This is a genomic window from Nocardia sp. XZ_19_385 (genome assembly GCF_015355755.1).
GTDB lineage: Bacteria > Actinomycetota > Actinomycetes > Mycobacteriales > Mycobacteriaceae > Nocardia.
In genome coordinates, this window is the sequence record NZ_JACVEE010000002.1 from 1,968,390 (window position 1) to 1,991,188 (window position 22,799).

Below are 22,799 nucleotides of genomic sequence, written 5' to 3' on the forward strand. Positions count from 1 at the left end.
ATGGGTTACTGGCATATTCCCGACGAGCTGGCCTGGGTGGGCTGGGTCGCGGGCGCGGAAGTCACGCATATCGATCCCAACGATCTGGACGGGATCTCCGATGTGCTGCGCGATGTGGGCAAGGAGATCCTCGAATTCGCGATCGGGGAAGCCGATACCGCCAGTAATTCCGTGCGCGTGTCCTACCCGCAGGGCGATGGCGGCGAGAAGATCTTCGTCGCGCTGCAGAGCGTAATCCACGGCGACGACCCGAAACACGGCTCGATCGAGCTGATGGGTAAATCCTTCGACGACTTGGCCGTCGCCGTCGACGATTTCACCGGTGAAGTGCATGGCAACCATCTGAGCACGATGTTCGCGCTCGGCTGGCTGGTGATCGAACTGGCCTGGTCGCTGGCCGCGGGACCGGCCGCACCCGCGGTGCAAGCCGGCGCGATCGCGAGTACCCGGATTGCGATGGGATTCATCGGCCGGATTCTGGAGTGGGCGATCACTCGCATCCTGGCTCGGCGCTTCCTGTCGGAGACCGCGCGCGGTGTCATCAAGAAGGTCGTCTACGAGATGATCCAGGAAGGCATGGTCGAGGTCGCCCAGACCACCATCGAGGAAGGCCTCAAGTACCAGATCCTCAAGGCGGAAGGCCTGCACTCGCAGGACTTCAACATGGACCAGTTCAAGGAAAGCTTGGGTGTCGCCTTCGTGGCCGGCGCCGCCGGTGGTGGCGCGGGCGTCGGCGCGGGCTACATCCCGCGACTGAACCGGATGATGGAGAGCCCCAGCAGATTCACCCGGTTCATGGGCGGCTCGATCGTCGGTGCCGGCGCGGGCGTGGTGGGCGCGACGGCCGCGGCGCTGATGACCGGGCAATGGACCCCGGAATCCTTCGTCGGTGGTGGACTTTCCGGCGCGATTCCCAGTGGTGCGTCCAGTTTGCGCGGCGGACGGCAGTTCCTGGGTGCGCCCAATATCGGTGGCGGGGACCCGGCCGCCGCCGGCGGCGGCGAAACCAGTTTCAACTCGCCGACCTTCCCGGACGGTACCGCGCCTACCTCGCCGACCACCGGCAGCACATCGACCGATCCCGGCGGCGGCCAGGCGAATACCGGTGGCGCGAACCAAAATGGTGGCGGGGACCCGACGAATACCGGTGGCGCGAACCAAAATGGTGGCGGCGGCCAGGCGAATACCGGTGGCGCGAACCAAAATGGTGGCGGGGACCCGACAAATACCGGTGGCGCGAACCAGAATGGTGGCGGGGACCCGACGAATACCGGTGCGAACCAGGATGGCGCCGGGGCTCACAATGGCGCGACCAATGGTGGCCCCGGCGACCACAGCCCGGGCACAACCGACCAAAGCCCGGGCACCACCGCGGCCAGCGCCACCGACACCGCACCACCCGCGCAGGCCGCGCCGCAGGCCCAGGCCGCCGACCCGGGCGCGAGCCAGCAGGGCGGCGACCAGCAGGCCGCACCCGGACCGCAAGCGAGCCAGCAGAACTCGGAAACCGGTGCGAACACCGGAGGTTCGACCGAGGCGTCGAATGGTGCGAACACCCAGGCGCCGGCGGCAGGCGATGCGACGCCGGCAGCCGAGCGTCCCGTCGCGGATTCCCCTGCGCCCGTGGCGGATACCGGTGCGCAGGTAGCCGGGCCCGCTGCCGCGGCTGCCCCGGTCGCCGACCCCGGCGTCGTCAACGACTTCTCCGCCCCGCTGTCCGACCCGGTCCAAACCACCTCGCACACAGATACTTCAGGCGACACCAACTCGAACCTGCAAACGAACACCACCAACGGAGCTGCCAGCACCGCGGCGCCGGGTGTTGCTGCCACGCCCGGCGCCGCCCCGGGCGTCGGGACCAGCGCACCCAATGCGGCGCCCGGCTCGGTCGGCTCGTCCACCCCCGGCTCGACCGCGACTCCGGGTTCGTCCAGCGTCGCGCCGGGCAGCTCGTCGGCCGCGAGCTCGGCCCCGGCCACCGGGCAGACGAATCCGGCTGCCGGACAGTCGAGTTCCGCGGCCGGTCAGCACACTGGACGGGCGACCGCCCCCACCGCCCCCGGCGTTCCGGGCCTGCCACGGACGATGGGCCACATCCCCGACGGTTTCTCCGACGGCTCGGTTCCGGCTCCGAGCACCGACGTGGATCCGGTGGCGCCCGAAAGCCGCGCGGGTGCCGCCGCGCAGACCGCGACGCCGGGCCAGACCGGTCCGCTACAGACTCGGCTTTCGGAAAACGAAGCGCTGCAAACGAATACAAGCGAACGCTCGGACTCCGAGGTGGAGGTGCCCGAGCAGGGCGACCACCAAGTGCAGCCGCCGGTCGACGTGAACCAGTCGCGGCCCGACAGCGAAGTGGACCCCGCGCTGGTGGCGCCGATCGCACCGATGCCCGCTCCGGCGAACCCGGCGCCCGCACCTGCCCGGCCGGGCAGCGACACGAACACGAACCAAGACCCCGACGCCGATCCGGAAAACCAGCCCAATCCGGATGATTCGACCGATACCAGCGACGACACCGATACCAGCGACGACACCGATACCAGCGACGACACCGATACCAACGACGACACCGATACCAACGACGACACCGATACCAACGACGACACCGACAGCAACGACGACACCGACAGCAACGACGACACCAACACCAACACCGACGACGACACTGACGGCGTCCTGCCCGCGGATTCCAGCGAGGCGACGGACGCGGAGAAGACCGACGCCGCCCAGATCCTCAACGAGCTCGCCGAGCGAATCGGCGATCCCGCGGGCCAGACGAAGCCCGCCGATTTCCTCCCCGGCAAGAACGCCTCCGACGCTGACGCGGAAGCCGTGGCGACCAAGAACTCCAAGCGGTGGGCGGCGCTGTCGGAGACCGAGATCAACGTGCTGATCCGGGTGCACCCGGACGTGATCGGCAATGCCAAGGGTATCCCCGCGCCCGCCGTCGACAAGGCGAACCGGCTGCAACTGGCCCGGGAAAAGAACCGGCTGATAACTCGTAGCGGCCTCGACGCCGACCAGCAAAAGGACCTGAAAACGCTGCTGAACCTGCAGGTGCGGCTGCAGAACGAGTTGGCCAGCGCGAAGAGGGCGCGGCCGCAGACGAGCATCAGGGTGGATCCGGAGTCCCCTCGGAAGGAGCGAGCCGCTGCCCACCGCGCCCTCGTACAGGAGCACCGGGCAAAGCAAGGGGAGATCAACGCTGCCCGAAAGCAGGCGAAAGCGGCTCTGAAGGAAGTCAACTCGGACTTGAAGAGTCTGATGTCCAGCAGCAACCTGGATTCGGCCGGGCACAAGCAGCTGGCGAACTTGCGGCACACGCAACAGGCCTTGCTGCAGGCAAAGGAACGGGCAGCCGCTACCAGGCCGGCGCCGTCCGTCTACATGCTCGCCTTCGACTCCACCGCGTTCAACGGAAGTGGCAGGGCAGCAATCGCTTTCGGCGAACCGGACACCGCGACCAAGGCGGCCTGGCATGTCCCGGGCCGGGACGGTTCGCTGGCGAATATCGGCAGTACCGTGGACAGCGCGCTGCGGGAGCATCGGGCCACCGTCGGACGACTACGCGACGGCCAGTCGGCGGTGTCCGTCGCGTGGGTCGGTTACAACACGCCCGGCCGGGGCCAGTCCGTGTTCACCTGGCACGCCCGGCAGGGCGCTCAGCTGTTGTCCCGAGATCTGGCCGGGTTCAACGCGTCTCGGACCGCGAATGGTCATCCCAAGGCCTCGAACACGGTCGTTGCCAGTGGTTACGGTGTCGATGTCGCCGAATCGGCCGGGCACAAGGGCCGCCTGAAGAACGTGGTCGACCACATCGTCCTGATGGGCATGGAAGGGGAGCCGCTCCTCAAGAAGGGCCGGTTCGGCGACGACGTGAAGGTCCACGTCCAGGATCGCACCAACGGGCTGTTCAAACAGTGGAACGCGGAGACCGACGGCCCGAAGCCGCCGAAGGGCGTTCCGACCGACCGCATGTACCTGCTGGAGGACATCGCCGCCGGAACCAGCACCTTCCAAGCGCCCGACAACGAGTCGCGGCTCGACGGCGATCGTCCCGAGTGGCGCCAGAACGGCTGTGCCGAGCAGGCGCTGTGGGTGGCCCGCCAGCGCACGGGCAACCCGAACATCACCCTGCCGACCAACCTTGATGTCACGGGCCTGAACTCGGAGCTGATGCAGCAGCACGGCGGCTCACAGCTCGTACTGGCCAAGACCCGCAAGGGCGTGGACCCGAACGCGGCGATCAACGCGGCGCTGGAATTCATGCACAACCGCGCCCCCGAGGGCACGGACTCCAGGGCGGCGATCATCGTCGTCGAAAAGAACCCGGACGTGGACGAGCACGGCGTCGGCTCGCACGCCCACACCCGGTACATCGACCCCGATACCGGCAAGATCATGGTCGACGACCCGCTGCGGTACCCCAACGGCCCGGTCGAGTTCGATCCCGACACCATGTCGCTCACTCCCCAGAAGACCTGGGTGATGGCCTATGACGAGCACGGCAACGCGGTGCGCCCGCAATCGACCACTCCGTTCCAGCCCAGGCGCGGCACCGTGCAGGGCCGCGAAGAGGATGAGCTGCCGCCCCCGCTCCGCGATCCCGTCGGCCCGACCGATCCGATGCGCGAGGTGCGGCGTTACCTCGACGAGCAGCGGCGTCAGCAAGAAGAGCAGCGCCGCACCGACGATCCGGAAAACCAGCCCGAACCGGCTCCCGAACCGGACCCGGATGCCGAGCTGGAACCAACCCCGACGCTGGAACCGGAGAACGTTCCCACCCCGGACCCCGAGCTCGCGCCGGAACCTGCTCTCACCCCGGACCCCGAGCTCGCGCCGGAACCTGCTCTCACCCCGGACCCCGAGCTCGCGCCGGAACCGGAGAACGGTCCCACCCCGGACCCCGAACTCCCGCCTGCCCCGGTCCCATTCCCCGAACTGACCGACTCCGAGCGCGCCCGCATCGTTGCCTTGGCGGAGCCGCTCGGCCTCGGCGACGCGCTGTCGACGCTCCCGGACCCGCGCTCCGCCTTGGCGGATCTGGCCCAAATAGCTTGGGCACGAGGCTTTCTCGACCCGACACCCCTCATCGGAAACATGGGCGAACCCATGGGTCCCGACGACTTCAGCCCGCTGAGCATCGACGAGCGGCATCTGGGTGAGCGCCACTTCTACAGCTCGCCTGAAACGGTCGCCGAGCTTGGATTCGACCCCTATGGTCAGGGTCCCGAGCGGGTGATCGCCGTGCCGGCGGCGATCGCTTCCGCGCTGGGCCCCGCCCCCGCCGGGTCGGATTCCCGTACCCAGCCGCTGCCGCCGGGGTTGGCGCAGCTGCAGCTGCTGCATCGGTTGGACCTATCCGCCGACCAAGTGGCCGCGGCGAATCTCTCGGAAACCATTGCGATGGAGCAGTTCCGGACGCTCCTGCGGGCCGCCGCGATCGAGGCACTCGCCCGCACGCTCGCCCGGATCAAGGCTTCCGCCGACCTTCTCTGGCGGGCCGATCTGACCGAGATCGCCGACCACTGGGCAGGTTTGCTGCAGCTCCCCGCCACCGACCTGGCTGAGGGGCAGGTCGAGGCGACCCTGGAGCGGCTGCGCGACGAAGTGCTGGCCCGGGCCGTCACTCTGAACGACCTGGCCGCGGCGGCGCAGGCGGTGCACGCGCTGCAGGGCCCGGCGAGCCGCGCGCCGGATCCCGCCGCTCTGTCGAACGCCCAGTTGGTGGCCCGGGTCGAGGACGCAGCGGCCCGCCTCGACGTGTCCCTGGCCGATGTGGCTCCGGCCCAGATCGGCCCCGCTCTCGACGCCGCCCGCACCGCGAACTCCCTGCGCGCGGCCCGTATCGAAGCGCTTGCCGACCTCTCCCGGCTGCACGCGAACAACCAGTCGCAGGCAGACGCGGACGACCAGATCTCGCCGCTGGTCGCGGATCTCGCCGACCTCCTCGCGCCCCCGCGGGCCGGGCAGACGGCGACCACCCCGGACCTGAACGGCGACTGGGTGCGCCTGCTCGGCATCGACCTGGCCAACGCCACCCCGAGCGAGGCGGAGGCGATCTATCAGGATTTCCGTGCCGGCAATCTCGACGCGGTGCCGCAGCGCACCCCCGAGCAGATCGCCGAGGCGCTGGCCGAGGTGCGCGCCGAAGTGCGGCAGGCCGCCGCCGACATCGCCGCTCTGGAAGCGCTGGCCGACAACTACTACCGTCTGCCGACCGGCGGTGTGCCGATCAACCATTGCGTGACACGATCTTTCGAGCGGCTGGCGTTGCGGCATCCCTCTGTGGTCGGCCCGTTCGTCGTCGATCCCGGCCGGCTCGGCGGTGTCGCGGGGAGCGAGGTGGCGGCGCATTTCGGAGACGCGCAACCCACGATGATCTGGGCGACGGCCGCCCGCAGCGCGCACGCGAACCTGCTGATCACCCTGGGCGGGCTGAAAGAGGGCGCCTCGGCCGTCATGGTCGACCGGCGCATCACCGTCGACGATTACGGCGTCGGCGGACACCAAGTCACGCTGACCAACCTGGGCAACAATGTTTTCGACGTGGACGGCAAGCGGGCGCTTCTCGTCGGCATCGACGACAACGGCCAGGAGCAGCTGATCGATCTGAGCCCGGACGCCGATCCCGACGCCGGTCCGGTATCGCTGGCCGAATTGATCGGCTCCACACCGGAGGAGACCGACGCCACCTGGGCGAGCTTCTTCGAGAACGACCAGCATGTTCGGCCACGCCTGGTCGGTACCGGGACGATGCTGGATGCCGACCTGCGGATCGGCCAGGATCCGCCGGCGGTGCGCCGGCCCAACGATCCGATGCATCAGGCGGGACGGTTCTTCGCCGAAACCCCGGACCTGAGTGTCGAACCGGATCAGCAGAATCAGCCCGCACAACGGGGCCTTACCTACGCGCAAGCCTTGGCCGATCGCCTCGGACTCTCGGAAACCCTTGGGGCACTGCCGGATCCGCAGGCCGCCTTGCAGGACATGTCGCAGATGGCGTTGGCGCGCCAATTCCTGGACGCCTCGCCGGATGGGCTGGCGAACCAGCACATGCTGTTCCCGACGAACTTCCAGATGCTGACCGCCGACGAGCAGCTCCCCGGCGAGCGGTACTGGCGTTACCCGGCCGACCCGGCCAACCAGGCCGACTTCCTCGCCCAGCGCGATGCGGTCGAGGCGTTCCAGCGGTCCATCGGCCAGGCGCCGGAAGCACAGGCCGCGCCGCCGATTCCGCTCGCGCACCCGGACGCCGTCGCGGGTCCGCTGCAGTCGCCGCCGGCCCGCACCGACACCCCGCGCCCGCTGACCCTGCAGCAGGTGCACGAGTCGCTCGCGGATCAGCTGAATCTCGATACAGCCCAGCGTGATCCGGCGAACCTCGCGACCACCGTCGCCCAGGAGGGTTATCGAATCCTGTTGCGGGCGGGCGCGATCGAAGCGCTGGATACCGCCATGGAGCGGCACCGGGTGGCCCTCGATCCGGATCAGCGGGCCGAGATCGAGAAGATCGTCGAGGTCTGGGCACGGCTGCTCGAGGTGCCCGGAAACGGCCTGTCGCAAGCGAATCTGGATGACACGCTCGCGCGTTTGCGGGCCGAGACCCTCGCCCGTGCCCAGGCGGTCGCCGACCTGGCCGACGTCACCCAGGTGCTGCAGACGAGCAGCACGCCGGGCGCGCCCGTGCGCATCGACCTGGAAGTCGGCGGCGAGCGGATTCCGGTCCGGCTGACACCGGATGGCTCCGGCGGCTGGTCCGTGCAACCGGCCGAACGCCTGGCCGCGCCGGAGGTGCCCTCCACCGAGGTCGCCACGAAGCCCGAACGGCCGCTGACCCGGTTCCAGCGCGCCCGCGCACGCATGATGAAGCGCGATGTCACAAACCCGGTGCACCCGCCCTCGGAGTGGGTGCCGGAAGGCCAGTCCGCCGCCGTCGCAGGCGTCGGGCACATCGTCGACAACGACTTCCTGATCAATTTCGAGGCCAACCCGGCGCTGACACTGCGCGAGCTGGTCAACTTGAAGCGCAACTGGCCCAAGATCTGGAACTTCATGCGAGGCCGGGTCAACTCGGCGGAATCGCACGGGCCCGTCTCACGGACCGGGGAGGTCTACGACTACGCCCGCGAGGACGCCGACCCGAAGGCGTTGCGCGAGAACGAAGCAGAGTTCGACCGGCACGGAATCAAGGACCGGTTCCTTGCGAAACCACCCGCACCCCCACAACTTCCGGCGTCGCCGCCGCAGCCCGGTATCGATGCATCGCTGGAGCCGCCGGTAGCACCCGACGCCGAGCACGCGCCGTCGGCGCAGGTGCAGGACGAGCTCGCACAGTGGGGCGCGGAGATCGAGCAAGCCGCTACAGAGCTCGACACAGAAGCACGGGCGCTGCTCGCCCTACTGGGCACACTGGGGCTCGAGCTGCCCGATCTGAGCCCGGAGTCGGTGCGCACCGCCATCCAGCAGGCTCAGTATCTGCTAACCCGCCAAGCGGTTTCGACCGAGGCGTTCGAGGCGGCGCTGGCCCGCTACGAGGTCGAGAACGCGGATATCCCGTTCCAGGTCGAGGTCGACCTGTCGCATCTGCTACCGGCGGCGGTCGTCAACCGCCCGAGCCCGCTGGAGCGGTATGCGGCCGAGGTCGCCGCGGAGGAGGGCCGCACCGGCGTGCTGCGCTGGGGCGGGGTGAACAACAACATGCAGGGCGGCCGCATGTGGTACGACCTGTCGCATCGCGATACGCCCGCCGGCCGTCTTTTCAACGAAGAAGCTTTGCGGCGGCACCACATTCGCACCGAACTCGAGCACCGTGCGCATCTGCTCGGCGTCGCCGCCACCGACCCGGATGTGCTGGCGGACTTGCAAACTCGCCTGACCGACCTGCAGCGGAAGGTCGCCGCATTCGAACAGCAGGCCGAGCGGTTCCTCGACGCCGGTGACAATTTCGGCGAATACGCCGAGATGGCGACCGACACCGCCCGCAACGCCTGGCTGCAGGACAACGGCGGCACACTGATCGACCCGGTCGACCACCCGGGCATCGGCCGCATCGGCGACGCGCTGGTCGTCATCGACAACGCGCTGGATCACGATCAGACGCTGGCGAAACTGCTCGCCGACCCCGCCCACGCGAATCTCGTCGCCGAATTCAACGCGGGCACCCTCCAGGTGGAGAACCGGCTGGTGTGGCCGCGCGAGGTGCCGGTGCTCGATGCCACCGGCCAGCAGATCGGCAGCACCTGGAAGGTGTTCAGCGCGGTCGTGGAATCGCCGGAGGTGCGCCACATCTCGACCGACTTCGACGGCCGGAACTTGACCGTCACCATGGTGCGCTACGAGGGCGGCCCGTGGCAGGCCGTCACCGAACCGGCGCCGGCCCAGCCGAGTCCCGCGGAACTCGATCTGGCCCGGATGTCGCGCGTCGAAATCGAGTCCGCCATCACCGAATTGGTGGGCCGCCTGCCGATCGGCCGGATCGACCTGACCCCCGCCCACCTGGACGCCACCCTGGAGCGGCTGCGCTTCGACAACGAGGTGCGCGCCGTGCAGATCGAGGCGCTGGCCGAATACGCGCGGATCATGCATGATCTGGACGCCTACCACAAGCTCGACACCACGCTGAACACGCTGAACCTGACCCGCGCGGAGCTGGCGACCAACCCCAAGGCGACGCTGGAAACCCTCAAGACCACAAAACCCAAGCTGGCCAAAGACATCGACGCGCTGCTGCAACGTCTCGAGGCCAACCCGGCGCTGTTCACCGACGACCCGCGGGTCGCCGAAGACATCGCCCCGATCCGGCAAGCCGACGCCCCCGCGCACCTGGCCGCCCTCATCGGCAACGTCGACCTGCTGCTGCGGCAGCTGCAGGTCGTGCCGCCGGCCGCGGTGCCGGGAGTGCCTGTGGCGGACCAGGATTGGATCCGGCTGCACGGGGCGGACGTCTACAGCATGACCAACGCGCAGTACAAAGCGGCGTTCGGCAAGTTCAAGGTGGAGAAGTTCACCGAGCTGTTCGTGCGCGACCCCGCGGCGCTGAGCGCGCTGCACGAGCAGCTGCGCGCCGAGGTCCGCCGGACCGGGGCGGAGATCAATGCCCTCGAGGCACTGATGAACCACTACACCAGCGAGATCGACCCGGCCGGTCCGCCCGCGATCAGCACCTGTTTCCCGGACTCGCTGAGCCGTATCCGCGGCTACCTGGGTGACGTCGTCGATTTCCTGATCCCGGTGCGGGGCAACCTTTCCGGCGTGCGGTGGGCCGACGCGCTGCCGGCGTTCCGCGGCGCCCAGCCGGGTGGCTTCGACAACAGCGACGCCCGCGGTCACGCGAACCTCATCGCGGCACTGCAGGCGCAGGGCCCGGGCAGCATCGCATGGGTGCTCGATCAGCGCCGCGTGGGCGCGCACTCGTACGCCCTGAAGAACTTGGGCGGCAACCAGTTCGAGGTGGACGGCCGCCGCGTGACCTACAACAAGGCCGAGTCCGAGCGGACGAATCGGGAGGTGTTCACCACCCCCGACGGCATCAACGTGGCGCTGGCGGACCTGACCGGCGGGACCCGCGCCGACACACGCGCCACCTGGGCCATCGCCTGGGGGCCGGACGGTCAACTGGTGCAGGGCTTCGGTGACACGAATGCGGCACTGCCCGACGCGGACCTGCTCATCAGCCAGACGCCGGACCAGAATTCGCCCGTCCCCGCGCATCGGCAGCCACCGGCGCATGGCCCGCCCCCGGCCCGAATTGCCGCGCTGCGAACCGAGATGGCCGAGGAACTCGGTCGTGAAGCCGCGGCTCGCAACGAAGCCGCACAGCTGGTGGCGCAGGCGCAGCAGGCGCGCACCGAAGGTCTGCACGAACGCGCGCTCGCCTTGGACGAGCAGGCGGAGCTGCACACCGAATCCGCGGAACATGCTGCTGCGCAGGCAGAGTCGGCGCGCGTGGCGGCGGTGCAGGCCCGCCAGGACGCGCTCACCGCAGCCGAGCAGGATGCCCAGGCCCGGATCGCCGCGTTGGGGAACCACGTCGCCGACCTGCAGCAGCAGCTGGTCGCAGAGCTCGGCGGCGAGACCGAAAGTGCCCAGTTCCGTAGAGATCTGGAACTCGTCGACGACCTGACCGAGGCATTCGCGCTCCGGGACCGTGTCGAGTTCGCCCAGCAGGCGCGCCTCACCCTGGAAGAGCAGATAGCGCGCGGCGAGCGCGCGGTACAGCCGCTGCGTGAGGGTATCCGGGAGCTCGAAGCGGAACCCGTTGACACCCGGGAATCCTCGCGTGCCAAACAAGCCGATCTGAAGGTGTTGCGCACCAGCCTGCGCAACGCACTGCACACCCTCGCGGAGCTGGAAGCCTCGCATAAGCTGATGCTCGAGAAGCTGCCGCCCGGCCCGCTGATCGAGCTGCGCGCCGAGCTGACTCAGAAGATCTTGGCGGGCACCCGGGCCCGTAACTCGCTGGCCGCGGTGTACCAGATCGATGACATCAACCAACTGAACCCGTTGTACAAGGGGTCGTTGGAACCGGGCGCGCAACAGGTCCAGCAGCTACGCGAGCTGATCGCGCAAATGAAACAGGCTGAGACCGAACAGGGTCGGCTCGCCGAGATGATCGACGAGCAGATCGCCGAGCAGCGGGCAGCCTTGGCCGCGCTGAATGATTTGGGCTTGCTGCCGATCTCGGAGCGGGTCGGGGTGCGTCCCGCGCCCGGCTCGACGAACTTCGACACCCAGATGGTGGTCGTCGGCACCGACACCGCAACCAACAGCTACCGCCAAGCCCTGAATGCGGTTTTACCGACGCACACCGACCTGGATGTGGTTCTCCTACTGGCGTCGAACTCGTCGACCGGTGCGGTGCAGATGCGGTTCCGTCAGGTGGAGTTCCGTCAGGTGCAGGTGGACGCCGACGGCCGCTACGAGCAGTCGGTCGCACTGCCGTCCACCGCCGCCGAAGTGACCCAGCGCGGCGGTACCTCGGGACCGGACAAGATTTCGTGGGAGCCGGGCAAGCACCCGCGCAAGTGGGAGAAGGAGGAGTGGACCACCCCGCAGCCGCCGTTCCTGCTCAAGTTCTCCTCGGTGCCGACCTTCGACAAGATCATGGCCGGACTGCACGAATTCGAACAGGGCGAAGTCCCCGCGTTCCTGTTCTCGCAGAAACCGCCGCTGTCGCCGGGGAGCTCCTACAACGTGCCCGAGGGCGTGAACGCCTGGACCTCCTCGGTCGGGCTCGACCTGTTCCACGCCCGCATCTTGTTCATCGGAATCTTCGGCCCGATGCTGGGCCATCCGGCGATGCACAGGTTTATCCAGAACCACAAGGGGATCGGCAATTTCATCCTGCGTGCAACCCAGTGGTTGCCCGCCAATACTTCGCACGGCCAGTCGGTACACCTGCCCCTATCTGTGGAATTCGCGAACCGGCATCCGCGCCTGACTTGGGCCATGGCGGACGTGAGCACCTGGATCCCCGCTGTCGGCAACGGCAAGTGGATCCATCTGGTGCCGATAGCGCGCGGTACCCGCACTCGCGCCTGGTTCAACGACGGTCAGCCTGATCCGCAGTCGCTGCATCGCAAGGAGTTCGCCAAGCCGCCGCTGAACTCGGAAATGGCGCGCCTGGACGGCACCGTGGTCTATCCATTCGTGGGTGACTCGGTCGCCATCCCGGCCGCGTTGGAAGAACAATGGAACGCCAATGAAGTAGAGCGCCAAGGTATCCAGCGGGAGACTGCTGGCGACTACGCCTTGTTCGAGTTCAACCGCGAATTCCAACACGACAGCTATCTCGCCCATATCGCCAACCATGCGCTCACTGACCCGGACCGGTACTCCGGTGGCGATCCCAAGCGCTGGGTACGCGGCAAAGGCAACGCCTGGGTACGGGATCCGAAGGGCGCGCTGCTGCCCAAACACTCCGACGGTTCGACCTGGCTGCGCGACCACGCCGGCAAGACGCGCACTCCCGACGAGATCGTGCGGACGCTGAACCGGGCGCGCGATTACCTGCTGCGTAATTCCGATCTCAACCAGATCGCCGATGTCGCCGCCATGTGGAACCGGTTGGTCGCCGGAAAACCGGTGCGCGAGGACATCATCGCGCTCGAGGCCGCCCTGTACGAGGCGGAATTCCTGGCGCGCCACCCGGACAAGACCGGTTGGGACGCGCACGAGGCGGCCAAGAAGGCGGGTTACGACTGGGATGCCAACCGGCCGCACCTGCCGCGCAAACGCACCTGGTGGCAGAAGCTGACCGGGCGTCGGCCCGACCCGCTCGGCTTCACCTCCGAGCTGTTCCCCGACATCAACGATCCGGCCCGCACCCGCCGTTTCGGGCTCCCGCTGGACAGCGGCATGCAGGGTCTGGACCTGGTGTACAGCCAGACGCGGGCCATGATGGGTGGCTGGCCGCCGGCGAAGGTCGACGAGGCGCTGGCCGGGGTGAAGAAGCTGGTCACCAAGGCCACCCAGTCCTACACCGGCGATCGCGACCTGGCGCCCCGCCTGGAGGTCACGGGCAAGGTCACCGGTAAACCCGGTGTGCAGGTGCTCACGGTCACCGTCACTGGGGCTTTCGGGCGCGCCAGCTACGTCCTGGACCAGCACGACAACGACTGCGTGCGGGTTGGCGCCGACTCGGTGAACCGCGCGCAGGGCCGCATCGTGACCACCGCGCACCTGCTGAAAGCTGGGCTGGCCGGTGTCCTGTGGAGCGATATCGTGCCGAGGTTGCACGGCGCACCCGTACAGGGTTTCCGCGCCGATTCGAACCTGAGCGCCGCGGCTCATCTCCTCCAAGGCCTGATCACCGCAGGGCCGGGCAGCTCCGCCCTCTTCTTCGAGAAGCGCGGCAACCCCGACCGGCACGGTTCCGTCGGTCACGCGGGCAGTCTCACCTATCTTCGCCAGAACTCGGACGGCACACACCGTTTCAAACTCAACGAGCAAGAAGTCACGCTGCTCCGGATCGACCCGAATGGCCGCGAATGGCTCACCGAGCATGCGACCGACACCTCGGTCCCGCAGCTCACCAGCGGTGCCCAGCCGACACCGAATCAGGTGTCGTTGGCTGAGTTGGCCGGTGGTACCAGGGAAGGCGCCGTCGATCTGTGGGCGGCGGTGTGGAAGAACGGTCTGCCGATCGTCCTGACCACCGGCGACGTGGACGCCGCACCCCCGGCCGACAACGCCTACTTCGGCATGAGTCCGTCGAATCCGGCGGTCGAACCCCCGGCCGAAACACCGGTCACGCCAGAGCAACTCGAAGCCGAACGCGGTATTCCACTACACCGGCAGGAGCAGATCCAGAACTTCGTCGAGGAGAACGACTTCCAGGTCTGGGTGCGCCCGACCAACGCCGACTCGGTGCCCTGGATCTACGAGGGCGCGGCTGACAAGCCGGAGTTGATGAAGGCCAAGACCATCAACCGCTACGACGTGATGCTGGGCGCGCCCGCGAACTCGATCGGCCTGGTCGGCTTCTTCCGATTCCCGGAGGGTGGCCATCACGAACTGCGAATGCCGCAGCGTACCAACGAATCCGACCTGATCTGGGCCGGACTCGAGGCGCGGTACCGCCAGCGTGTGCACGAGTACGAGGTGCTGCGCGGGAAGATGGACAACTACATCGAGCAGGGCCGGTTCGCCGTCGTCGACGGAGTTGTCCAGGGCCGCACCAGGACCGGCGATCTCGCGCCCCTGACCGGCGACCACGACCTGTTCGACGTCCGGCATGCCGACGGCACTCGCCTGTCGCCGTCGGAGAACTTCCACTTCGTCGACGAGATGATCGTCGCGGATATGGGTGTGCAGCATCCGCCGCTGGCGTATTGGAATCCGCTGGTGGCCGTGGAGTGGGATGCCTATGTCGGGATGATGGATCAGCACGGCGCGGGTGGTGAGCCGCTCGTGCTGTTCCGTCCAGGGCGGCCGCCGGTGCTGGTGCACGTCACCCCGGCCCAGCGGGTGGAGATCGCCCAGGAGCGCGCCCGGGTGCTCGAAGGCGCGATCACCGACGTGCACGCCGAACTCGACCGGCTGCAGCGCGAACAGCCCGTGGGTTACGCCGATCGGATCGCGCACGTGCGCCTCCAGATCGCCGGGATGTACGTGATGTACGAGCGCAACGCCACCGAACTCGAGGCCGACCGCCAGGAAGACGAAGACGAGGCCGACGCCGATCCAGGCGAGCTCGAAGGGCTGCTGGAGACGCCGGAGGGCTGGATCCTGTCGGTGGACGTCCCGCGAACCGCGGTGTCGGTGACCCGTGAACTGATGGTCGAGGGTCAGTCGCGGGTGCTGGCGGATCCGAGCCAGGCCGAGGCCGTGATCGAGGAGATCGGTCAGAAGTTCCTGGCCGCGAATGTCCCGGACAAGGTGCACGGTCCGGACCGCACGATCCAGGACGTGTTCCCCGAGCCCGAGCTCACCTACCTGCGGCTCTCGCTGGAGCGGTCGATCGCCTCGGGTGTGTTGCAGTACAAGCTGACTCAGCTCGCGCTGCAGGAGATGATGGCGCATCCGGAGCGGATCGCCGCGGCCCTGCGGGCCGACTACTCCGGCACCGAGCCGGGGTACTACGCCACGACGATGAAGAGCACCACCGAATACGTGATGGTGGGACACGATGGCTACCCGCGCGATTCCGGTATGCACGCCTTCATGCAGGCGGCGGTCGAGCATCTGACCGCGACCTGGCCACAGATGGACGACCCGAAGTGGCACAAGCTCGCGGAGATCAAGAACGAGCGGTCCCGGGCCCGCGACCCGCTGCTGGCAGGCGTCCCGGACGCGATGCGACAGGCGCTGGATCTGCCCGCGACCTCGGAGGGCGTCTACAACGCGCGCGGCGACAAGACGGTGCTCAGCGCCGCCACCAACATGGAGAGCATCGCGCTGGTGCTGCGTGGTTTCCTCACCAGTCTCGCCCAGCATCCCGATGTCGCGGGCTGGTCCTGGGCCAGTGTTCAGCAAGCGTTGTTCGAATTCACCAGTCAATTCAGCGTGATGGCCGGTGTCACCTTCAGCACGCTGGGCAAGTTCACCACGCCGCACAAGCCGCCGGAATTCGCGATCGAGATCGATCGGGCGGCGCAGCGGATCACCAAGGTGGGAATCACCGGTGATACCAAGGAGATTCGCAAGAACACCCGCAACGGCGTCTGCCCGGGCTTCGTCGGCATCAAGCCGGACGGCGACGCGGTCGCACCCATCGAGCAGCTGCAGCTGGCCTTCGATGAGCGCGGGATCCGGACCAAGGGCCACAGCTCGGCGGCGAATATCGCGATGCGGGTCGGCGGTTTCCTGCTGCCGCTGCTGGGCCGGGACTTCCCGGCACTGCACCTCACCAGCGACATGCTCTCCGAGCAGGGGACCGGGATCAACACCTGCGTCCCGGATTCGCTGGGCGTGATCGCCGCCGATCAGCACACGGCGAACCGGCCCGACGTCGTCACCGTGCCGAAGGTCGATCCGAAGAACCTGGCCGGTTTCACCTGGGGGCAAACACAGCCGCTACTGCATGGGGCGCAACTGGAAGGCTTCGGCGATCCGAGCACGGCGCACGCCCGACTGGTGCTGAACATGATGGAACGTGCCCCAGAAGGCTCGATCGCCTGGGTTGTGGATCAACGGGTGACTCCGGACCGGAACAACATCGGCGCGCACGCCTGGGCGCTGAAGCGGTTGCACGGCAACAACTTCCTGCTCAACGGCATCCCGGTCACCTTCGAGGGCATCAACAGTGACGGTGAGCCGGAGTTCACCCTGCCCAGCGGCAAGCGGGATACGTTGGCGGCGCTGACCGGCAGCGTGCGGATCGCGAACTCCGCCACCTATGCCGTGGTCTTCCACGCCGGCAAGGTAGTCGCGAACGTCGGCGAGGCTGTCGCTCAGCCCGATGCCGGCCTGCGCATCGGGCAGACCCCGGATCAGAACTCGCCGGTCCCCGCGAATCGGCAACCACCCGCCCACGCCCCGCCCGCCGCCGAGATCGCCCGGGCGCGCCAGGCGATGGCCGCGGCGCTGGCCCAGGAAGAAGGTGCCCGCACCGCGGCGGCAGAACTCAACACCCAGGCTCAGCAGGCCCGCACCGAGGGTCTGCACGAGCGTGCGCTGCGGCTGGAAACCGAAGCGCTGCAGCGTGTTCAGGAAGCAGACTCCGCTCTCGCCGCCGCGGAGTCGGCTCGTGCCGGTGCGGTGGAGCTGCACCAAGCCGCGCTCGATCAGGCGCGCCAGGACGTGCAGTCCGAGATCGATAGCCTGCTCGCGCGGCTGGACGCCCGCCTCGGTAGCGACACCGAGATCCTGCAAGTTCACGACTATGTGGATCTGGTCGAGAACATCGACGGCGCGGCGCAATTGCTCGAGCGCACCGAGATCGCGCAGCAGACGCAGCGGACGCTCGAGCAACAGATCGAACGCGGGCAGCAGACGGTCGACAAGCTGAAAGCGGCACTGCGCGACGTCGTCAACACCTCGGTCGACTCGCACGCCTCGGCACTCAATCGCCGCCACGACATGGGCGCCGCCCGGGTGAAGCTGGCCGAGGCCGAACAGGCGCTGGCCAAGCTGGAGATCGCGCACCGCAAGCTGATCGAGAAGCTGCCGCCGGCCGAACTGCAACAGGTGCACGACGCGTTGGTCGAGGACCTCGAGGCCGGCACACGCGCTCGTGACGCGCTGGCCCGGGTCTTCGGGATCGCCGATGTGCAACAGGTGAACCCGCGCTACGGGCGGGCGCTGGAACCGGGCGCTCGTGAGCTGAATCTGGTGCGCGACAACCTGACTCGGTTGGAGCGGGCCGAGGCGGAGCTGGACCGGCTGGCGGAGCGGCAGGCGGCCCTCGACGCGCTCGATGCCCAGGGCCTGCTGCCGATCGCCGAGCGGGTGGGTGTGCGGCCGGCGACGCAGCCGTCGCCGTTGTTCGGCGACAGCGAGATCGTGGTGGTCGGTACCGGCACCGATAACGCCGGGTATCGGCAGGCGTTGCAGGCCCAGCTGTCTCCATTCACCGACTTGAATATGCTTCTGGGCCTGGCTGGTTCGCAGACAATGCCGGTCTCCGTGCGTTTCGCTCAGGTCGCGGTCGACGCCGAGGGCCGGTATCAGGGCACCGTCGATCTGCCCTCGACCGACGCGCAGTTGACCGAGCGCTCGAGTACCCTGCCGGATCCGAACAAGCTGGTGGACAAGAAGATCCCGTGGCATCCGAAGAAGCATGCGCGCAAGTGGGAGAAGGAGCGCTGGACCGAGCCGCAGCCGCCGTTCCTGCTCAAGGTCTCGATCGTGCCGAGCTTCGACAAGATGCTGGCTCCGCTGCACGAATTCGGGCCGAACGAGGTTCCGGGGTTTTTGCTCGCCCCGAACCTGCCGCTGGGCAACGGTGTCTACATCAACACCGAGGGACTGGACGCGTGGACCTCCGACGTGGGGCTCAACCTGTTCCATATCCGCATCTGGATGACGGGCATCCTGGAACGAATCCCCGGGCACCGATGGACCAAGAGCCTGGTGCACAACCGGCCGTGGATCGGCCGGACCGTGCTGACCGCGACGAAGTGGCTGCCCGGCGTCACCAAATTCAAGTCGGTGCAGGTGCCGCTGTCCGCCGACTTCGTCCGCAACCACGAGGGGCTGACAGCGGCGATCCTCGAAGCGGAGCAATGGATTCCGGCGGTCCGCGACGGTCAATGGTTGCAGTTGGTGCCGCTGGCGCGCGGCCGCCACAAATACGGCTGGTTCAACGACGCACAGCCCGACCCGATGCCGCTGCACAACCCGGCGGTTGCTCGCCCGACCCACAATTCTGAACAGGGACGCCTGGACGGCACCGCCACCATTCCCTACGCCGGTCAGAGCGTCGAGATCCCCGAGGGCCTCGGCGACCGGTGGGCCGCCAACGAGGCTGCGCGCGAAGCGATTCGGGTGCAGACCGAGGTCGATTACGCGACCTTCGAGCGCAATCGAGTCGAAGGCGACAGCTACATCGCCGAGATCGCGGCGCACGCCATGGCCAACCCGGACGCGTATTCCGGTGGCGACCCGAAGCGTCTGGTGCGCGGCAAGGATGGCGCGTGGGCCGCCGACCCCAAGGGCACGACGGTCCCGAAGAATCCGGACGGGTCCACCTGGCTCAAGGACGACACGGGCAAGCTCCGTTCCGAGGACGAGGTCGTCGCGACCCTGAAGCGCGTCCGCGACTACCTGATGCGCAACTCCGAGATCCTGCCGAATCACGATGTCGCCGCCATGTGGAAGCGGTTGATCGCCGGAAAGCCGGTGCGCGAGGACATCATCGCGCTCGAGGCCGCACGCTACGAGATCCAGTTCCTGTCCCAGCACTCCGGCGCTACCGGGCAGCAGGCGCATGCGGCGGCGATCGAAGCGGGCCTGAATTGGGATGCCAACCGCCCACACCTGGAGGCCAAGCGCACGTGGTGGCAGCGGTTCACCGGCCGCCGCCCGGACCCGCTCGGCTTCACCTCCGAGCTGGATCCCGACGTCAACGATCCGGCGCGCACCGGCTACTTCCAGTCCGAACCGAACTACGGGTTGCAGGGTCTGCACGAAATCCGCGCGCACCTGAACACGATCATGCGCGGCTGGCCGCAAGCCAAGATCGATCAGGCGCAGGCCGAGGTGACCAAGCTGGTCGCCGCGGCGACCCACAGCTACCCCGGTGACCACGGCAACGCCCGTAATCTCGTCCAAGTCGCGGGCCGCGTCACCGGGCATCCTGGTTTCCAGCGGCTGGACCTCAGCGTGGTTTCCCACGGCGAGGGCCTGCTCGGCCCGCGGAGCTACACCCTCGACCAGCACGACAACGACTGCGTGGAGGTCGGTGCCCGTTCGGTGAACCACGAGCAGGGCCGCATCGTGACCACCGCGCACCTGCTGAAAGCTGGACTGGCCGGTGTTCTGTGGAGCGATATCGTCCCGACGCTGCACGGCGCACCCGTGCAGGGTTTCCCCGCCACCGCGAACCTCAGTGCCGCGGCCGGCCTCCTCCGAGGCCTGATCCTCGCGGGCGCCGGCAGCTCCGCCCTCTTCTTCGAGAAGCGTGGCGCCCCCGACCGGCACGGTTCCGTCGGCCACGCGGGCAGCCTCACCTACCTTCGCCAAAACTCGGACGGCACACACCGTTTCAGGCTCAACGGGCAAGAAGTCACGCTGGTCCGGATCGATCCGAATGGCCGCGAATGGCTCACCGAGCATGCGTCCGACACCTCGGTCCCGCAGCTCACCAGCGGCGCCCAGCCGGCGCCGAATCAGGTGTCGTTGGCTGAGTTGGCCGGTGGTACCAGGGAAGGCGCCGTCGATCTGTGGGCGGCGGTGTGGAAGAACGGTCTGCCGATCGTCCTGACCACCGGCGACGTGAACGCCGCACCCCCGGCCGACAGCGACTACTTCGGTACCTCGCTGGACCGGTACCCGCAGCAGGTGCGAGCCTTGCTGGTCGAGACCGAGGTCGGCCACGAAATAATGGCCATGCTGGAGCGTTACGCGATCACCATCGATTACTCCGATAGTCTGTCCGCTCATGCCGACGGTGAGTACATCCAAGAGCGCCTGACCGCGATGATCCGCCAGACGGGTCGCACACATCTGGTGCAGGCGCTGATATTGGTCCACGAAGCGGTGCACGCTCGCGCCCGGCTGACCGGCGAGGGGGTCAATACCCCGTTCCACATGAAGGTGTGGTCGCAGGAGGCCTATGTCGACGCCATGGTGCGCGAGGAATCCGCGGCGTTCGGGATGGAAGCCGAATTCGCGAACCAGGCAATACAAGCGGGCTACGGCCTGACGCTGGCCCCGCGACATGTCGCGTATCTGGCCGCCTATGACGCCGAGGTCGCGCAGATCAACCAGAGCGACCCGAATCTGGATCCGTCGCAGGTCCGCGACCTGGCCAGGCGCGCGGGTATCGATGCGATCCGCGACGACGTCGCGACGTCGAAGTGGAACGACGGCCGGAGCTACCAGGAGTACTACACGAAGGCCTGGGAGAAGGGCACCAAGAACCGCCTCGATCTGCTGTCGATTCACGAACCGTCCAATCAGCAGGTCGAGCAGCAGCTGTATGAGCTCCTCAATCAGGGCCGGGCCGCCCAGGCCCGCCAGCAGGCGATCATCGCCGAGATCGCGGATCTGGCGGAGGCGCTGGGACTGCCTGCCGGACAGCGCGATCCAAAAACCGCGGCGGCGCAGGCCGATCTTATGCGCCAGTGGAACGCCCTCGAGCGCGTGAATATGGTGCAGTCGCTGTCCATCGACGAGGCGGAACTGGTCAGGGTGCCGCTGTCCGGAGCAGACGCGGAACAGCGCGCGGATCTGCTGCGCCGCGAGTTCGATCTGCTGCGCCTGGCCGATGCGGTGGACCGCCACCAGCACGCGCTCGCACAGCTACTGCGCGCCGCGGATGCGGTGACGGGGCTGGCCGCTCGCGACGTGCTCGGCGAATCCATGTTCTTCGGTGCCACCGAAGCAGACACGGTCACCCTCGACCAGGACGCCCGGGTGGTGACCGACCGGGTCGGTCTCGTCGAGGGCGAGCCGCCGCACCTGGTGGTCGTCGGCCTGCGCGGCGACTACGCGACACCGCTGGCCGCCGCGGTCGCGCTCGATCCGGCGGTCGCGGCGGCGGTGGCCGACCCCGCGCATCGGGTGACCTACCTCGAGGTCTCCGTCGACAGATACGCGGTGGTGACCGCCAAGGTCGTCCCCGAGGCGAAGGCGACCGGGGTCCGCGTGACCGCGAAGCCGCCCGCTCTGCCCGCGGACGCGCCGTCCTCCAGGCATCTGGCCCGCCAGGAATCCGCGCGGCGCGCCGACGATGTTCGAAACCTGTTGAGCGGCACCGAGATCGGTACCTGGATCAACGACATGCTGGAGCGCGCCGGGGTGGAAATCATCCACGAATCCGGTGCGGAAGCCCTCTTCCTGCCCGAGCGCGGGGCCATCGTCCTCGATATCGGCGCCTCCGATCTCGAGCAGGCCGTCGCTCTGGCGCATGCGGCGATGCACGCCGATGCGACGAGTCGGAACAAGTCAGCCAGCAACACTCGCAGCCGCCTCTCGATGACGCGCGATGACTACGTCGAGTCGATGGTGCGGGAGGAGAGCCGGGCCCACGCCGTGGAGATCGAGCTGCGCCAGCAACTCCGGGACCTCCAAGACCTCCAGGACCTCGGCTACGTCCTGCCTGTCGACGCCTTGGAGCAGGCTTACGATCACGCTTTCAGCCAGGCTCGGGACGCGGCGCTCAGCGCCGATCCGTCGGATCCGAAAACCGCTCGGCAACGCGGATTCCTGGCCGGTGTCGACGCCCTCGTCGAACTCCTGAGCGGCCGGGCCGGTCCGAACGAGACGGGTAGCAGGTACACCGATATCTACGGCGACGCGTGGGATCGCGCACACGGTGTCGCGCAACCCGCGGTACCGCAGGACGGCACCGCGACGAACACGCCCGGCGACGCCAACGGCACCACGGCCCCGCCGCAAGAGCCCGCGGACGCGCCACCGATCAACACCTGCGTCCCGGATTCCCTGGGCCGGGTAGCCGCCGATCAGCACATGCCGGGCCAGCCGGACGTCGTCTCCGTACCCAAGGTACGGCCGGGCAACCTGTCGGGCACGACGTGGACGCAGACGCAGCCGTTCCTGAACAATGCGCGCCTGGAAGGATTCGGCCCCGCGGAATCCGCGCACGCCACCCTGATCCAGAACCTGATGGAGCGGGGCGGCCCCGGCGCGATGGCCTGGGTCTTGGATCAGCGGCAGACGCCGGACCA

At 68.0% G+C, this 22,799-nt stretch carries 1 protein-coding gene (only partly in view); it reads left to right on the forward strand.

Going from position 1 to position 22,799, the window contains the following annotated elements; all coding sequences use genetic code 11:
• A protein-coding gene (locus IBX22_RS21825; protein WP_194817354.1) for a sigma-70 family RNA polymerase sigma factor crosses the window boundary here: on the forward strand, positions 1 to 22,799 show its start. 36,625 nt of this gene lie beyond the right edge of the window; the window shows 22,799 of its 59,424 coding nt (coding positions 1-22,799); the start codon lies at positions 1 to 3; the stop codon falls past the right edge of the window.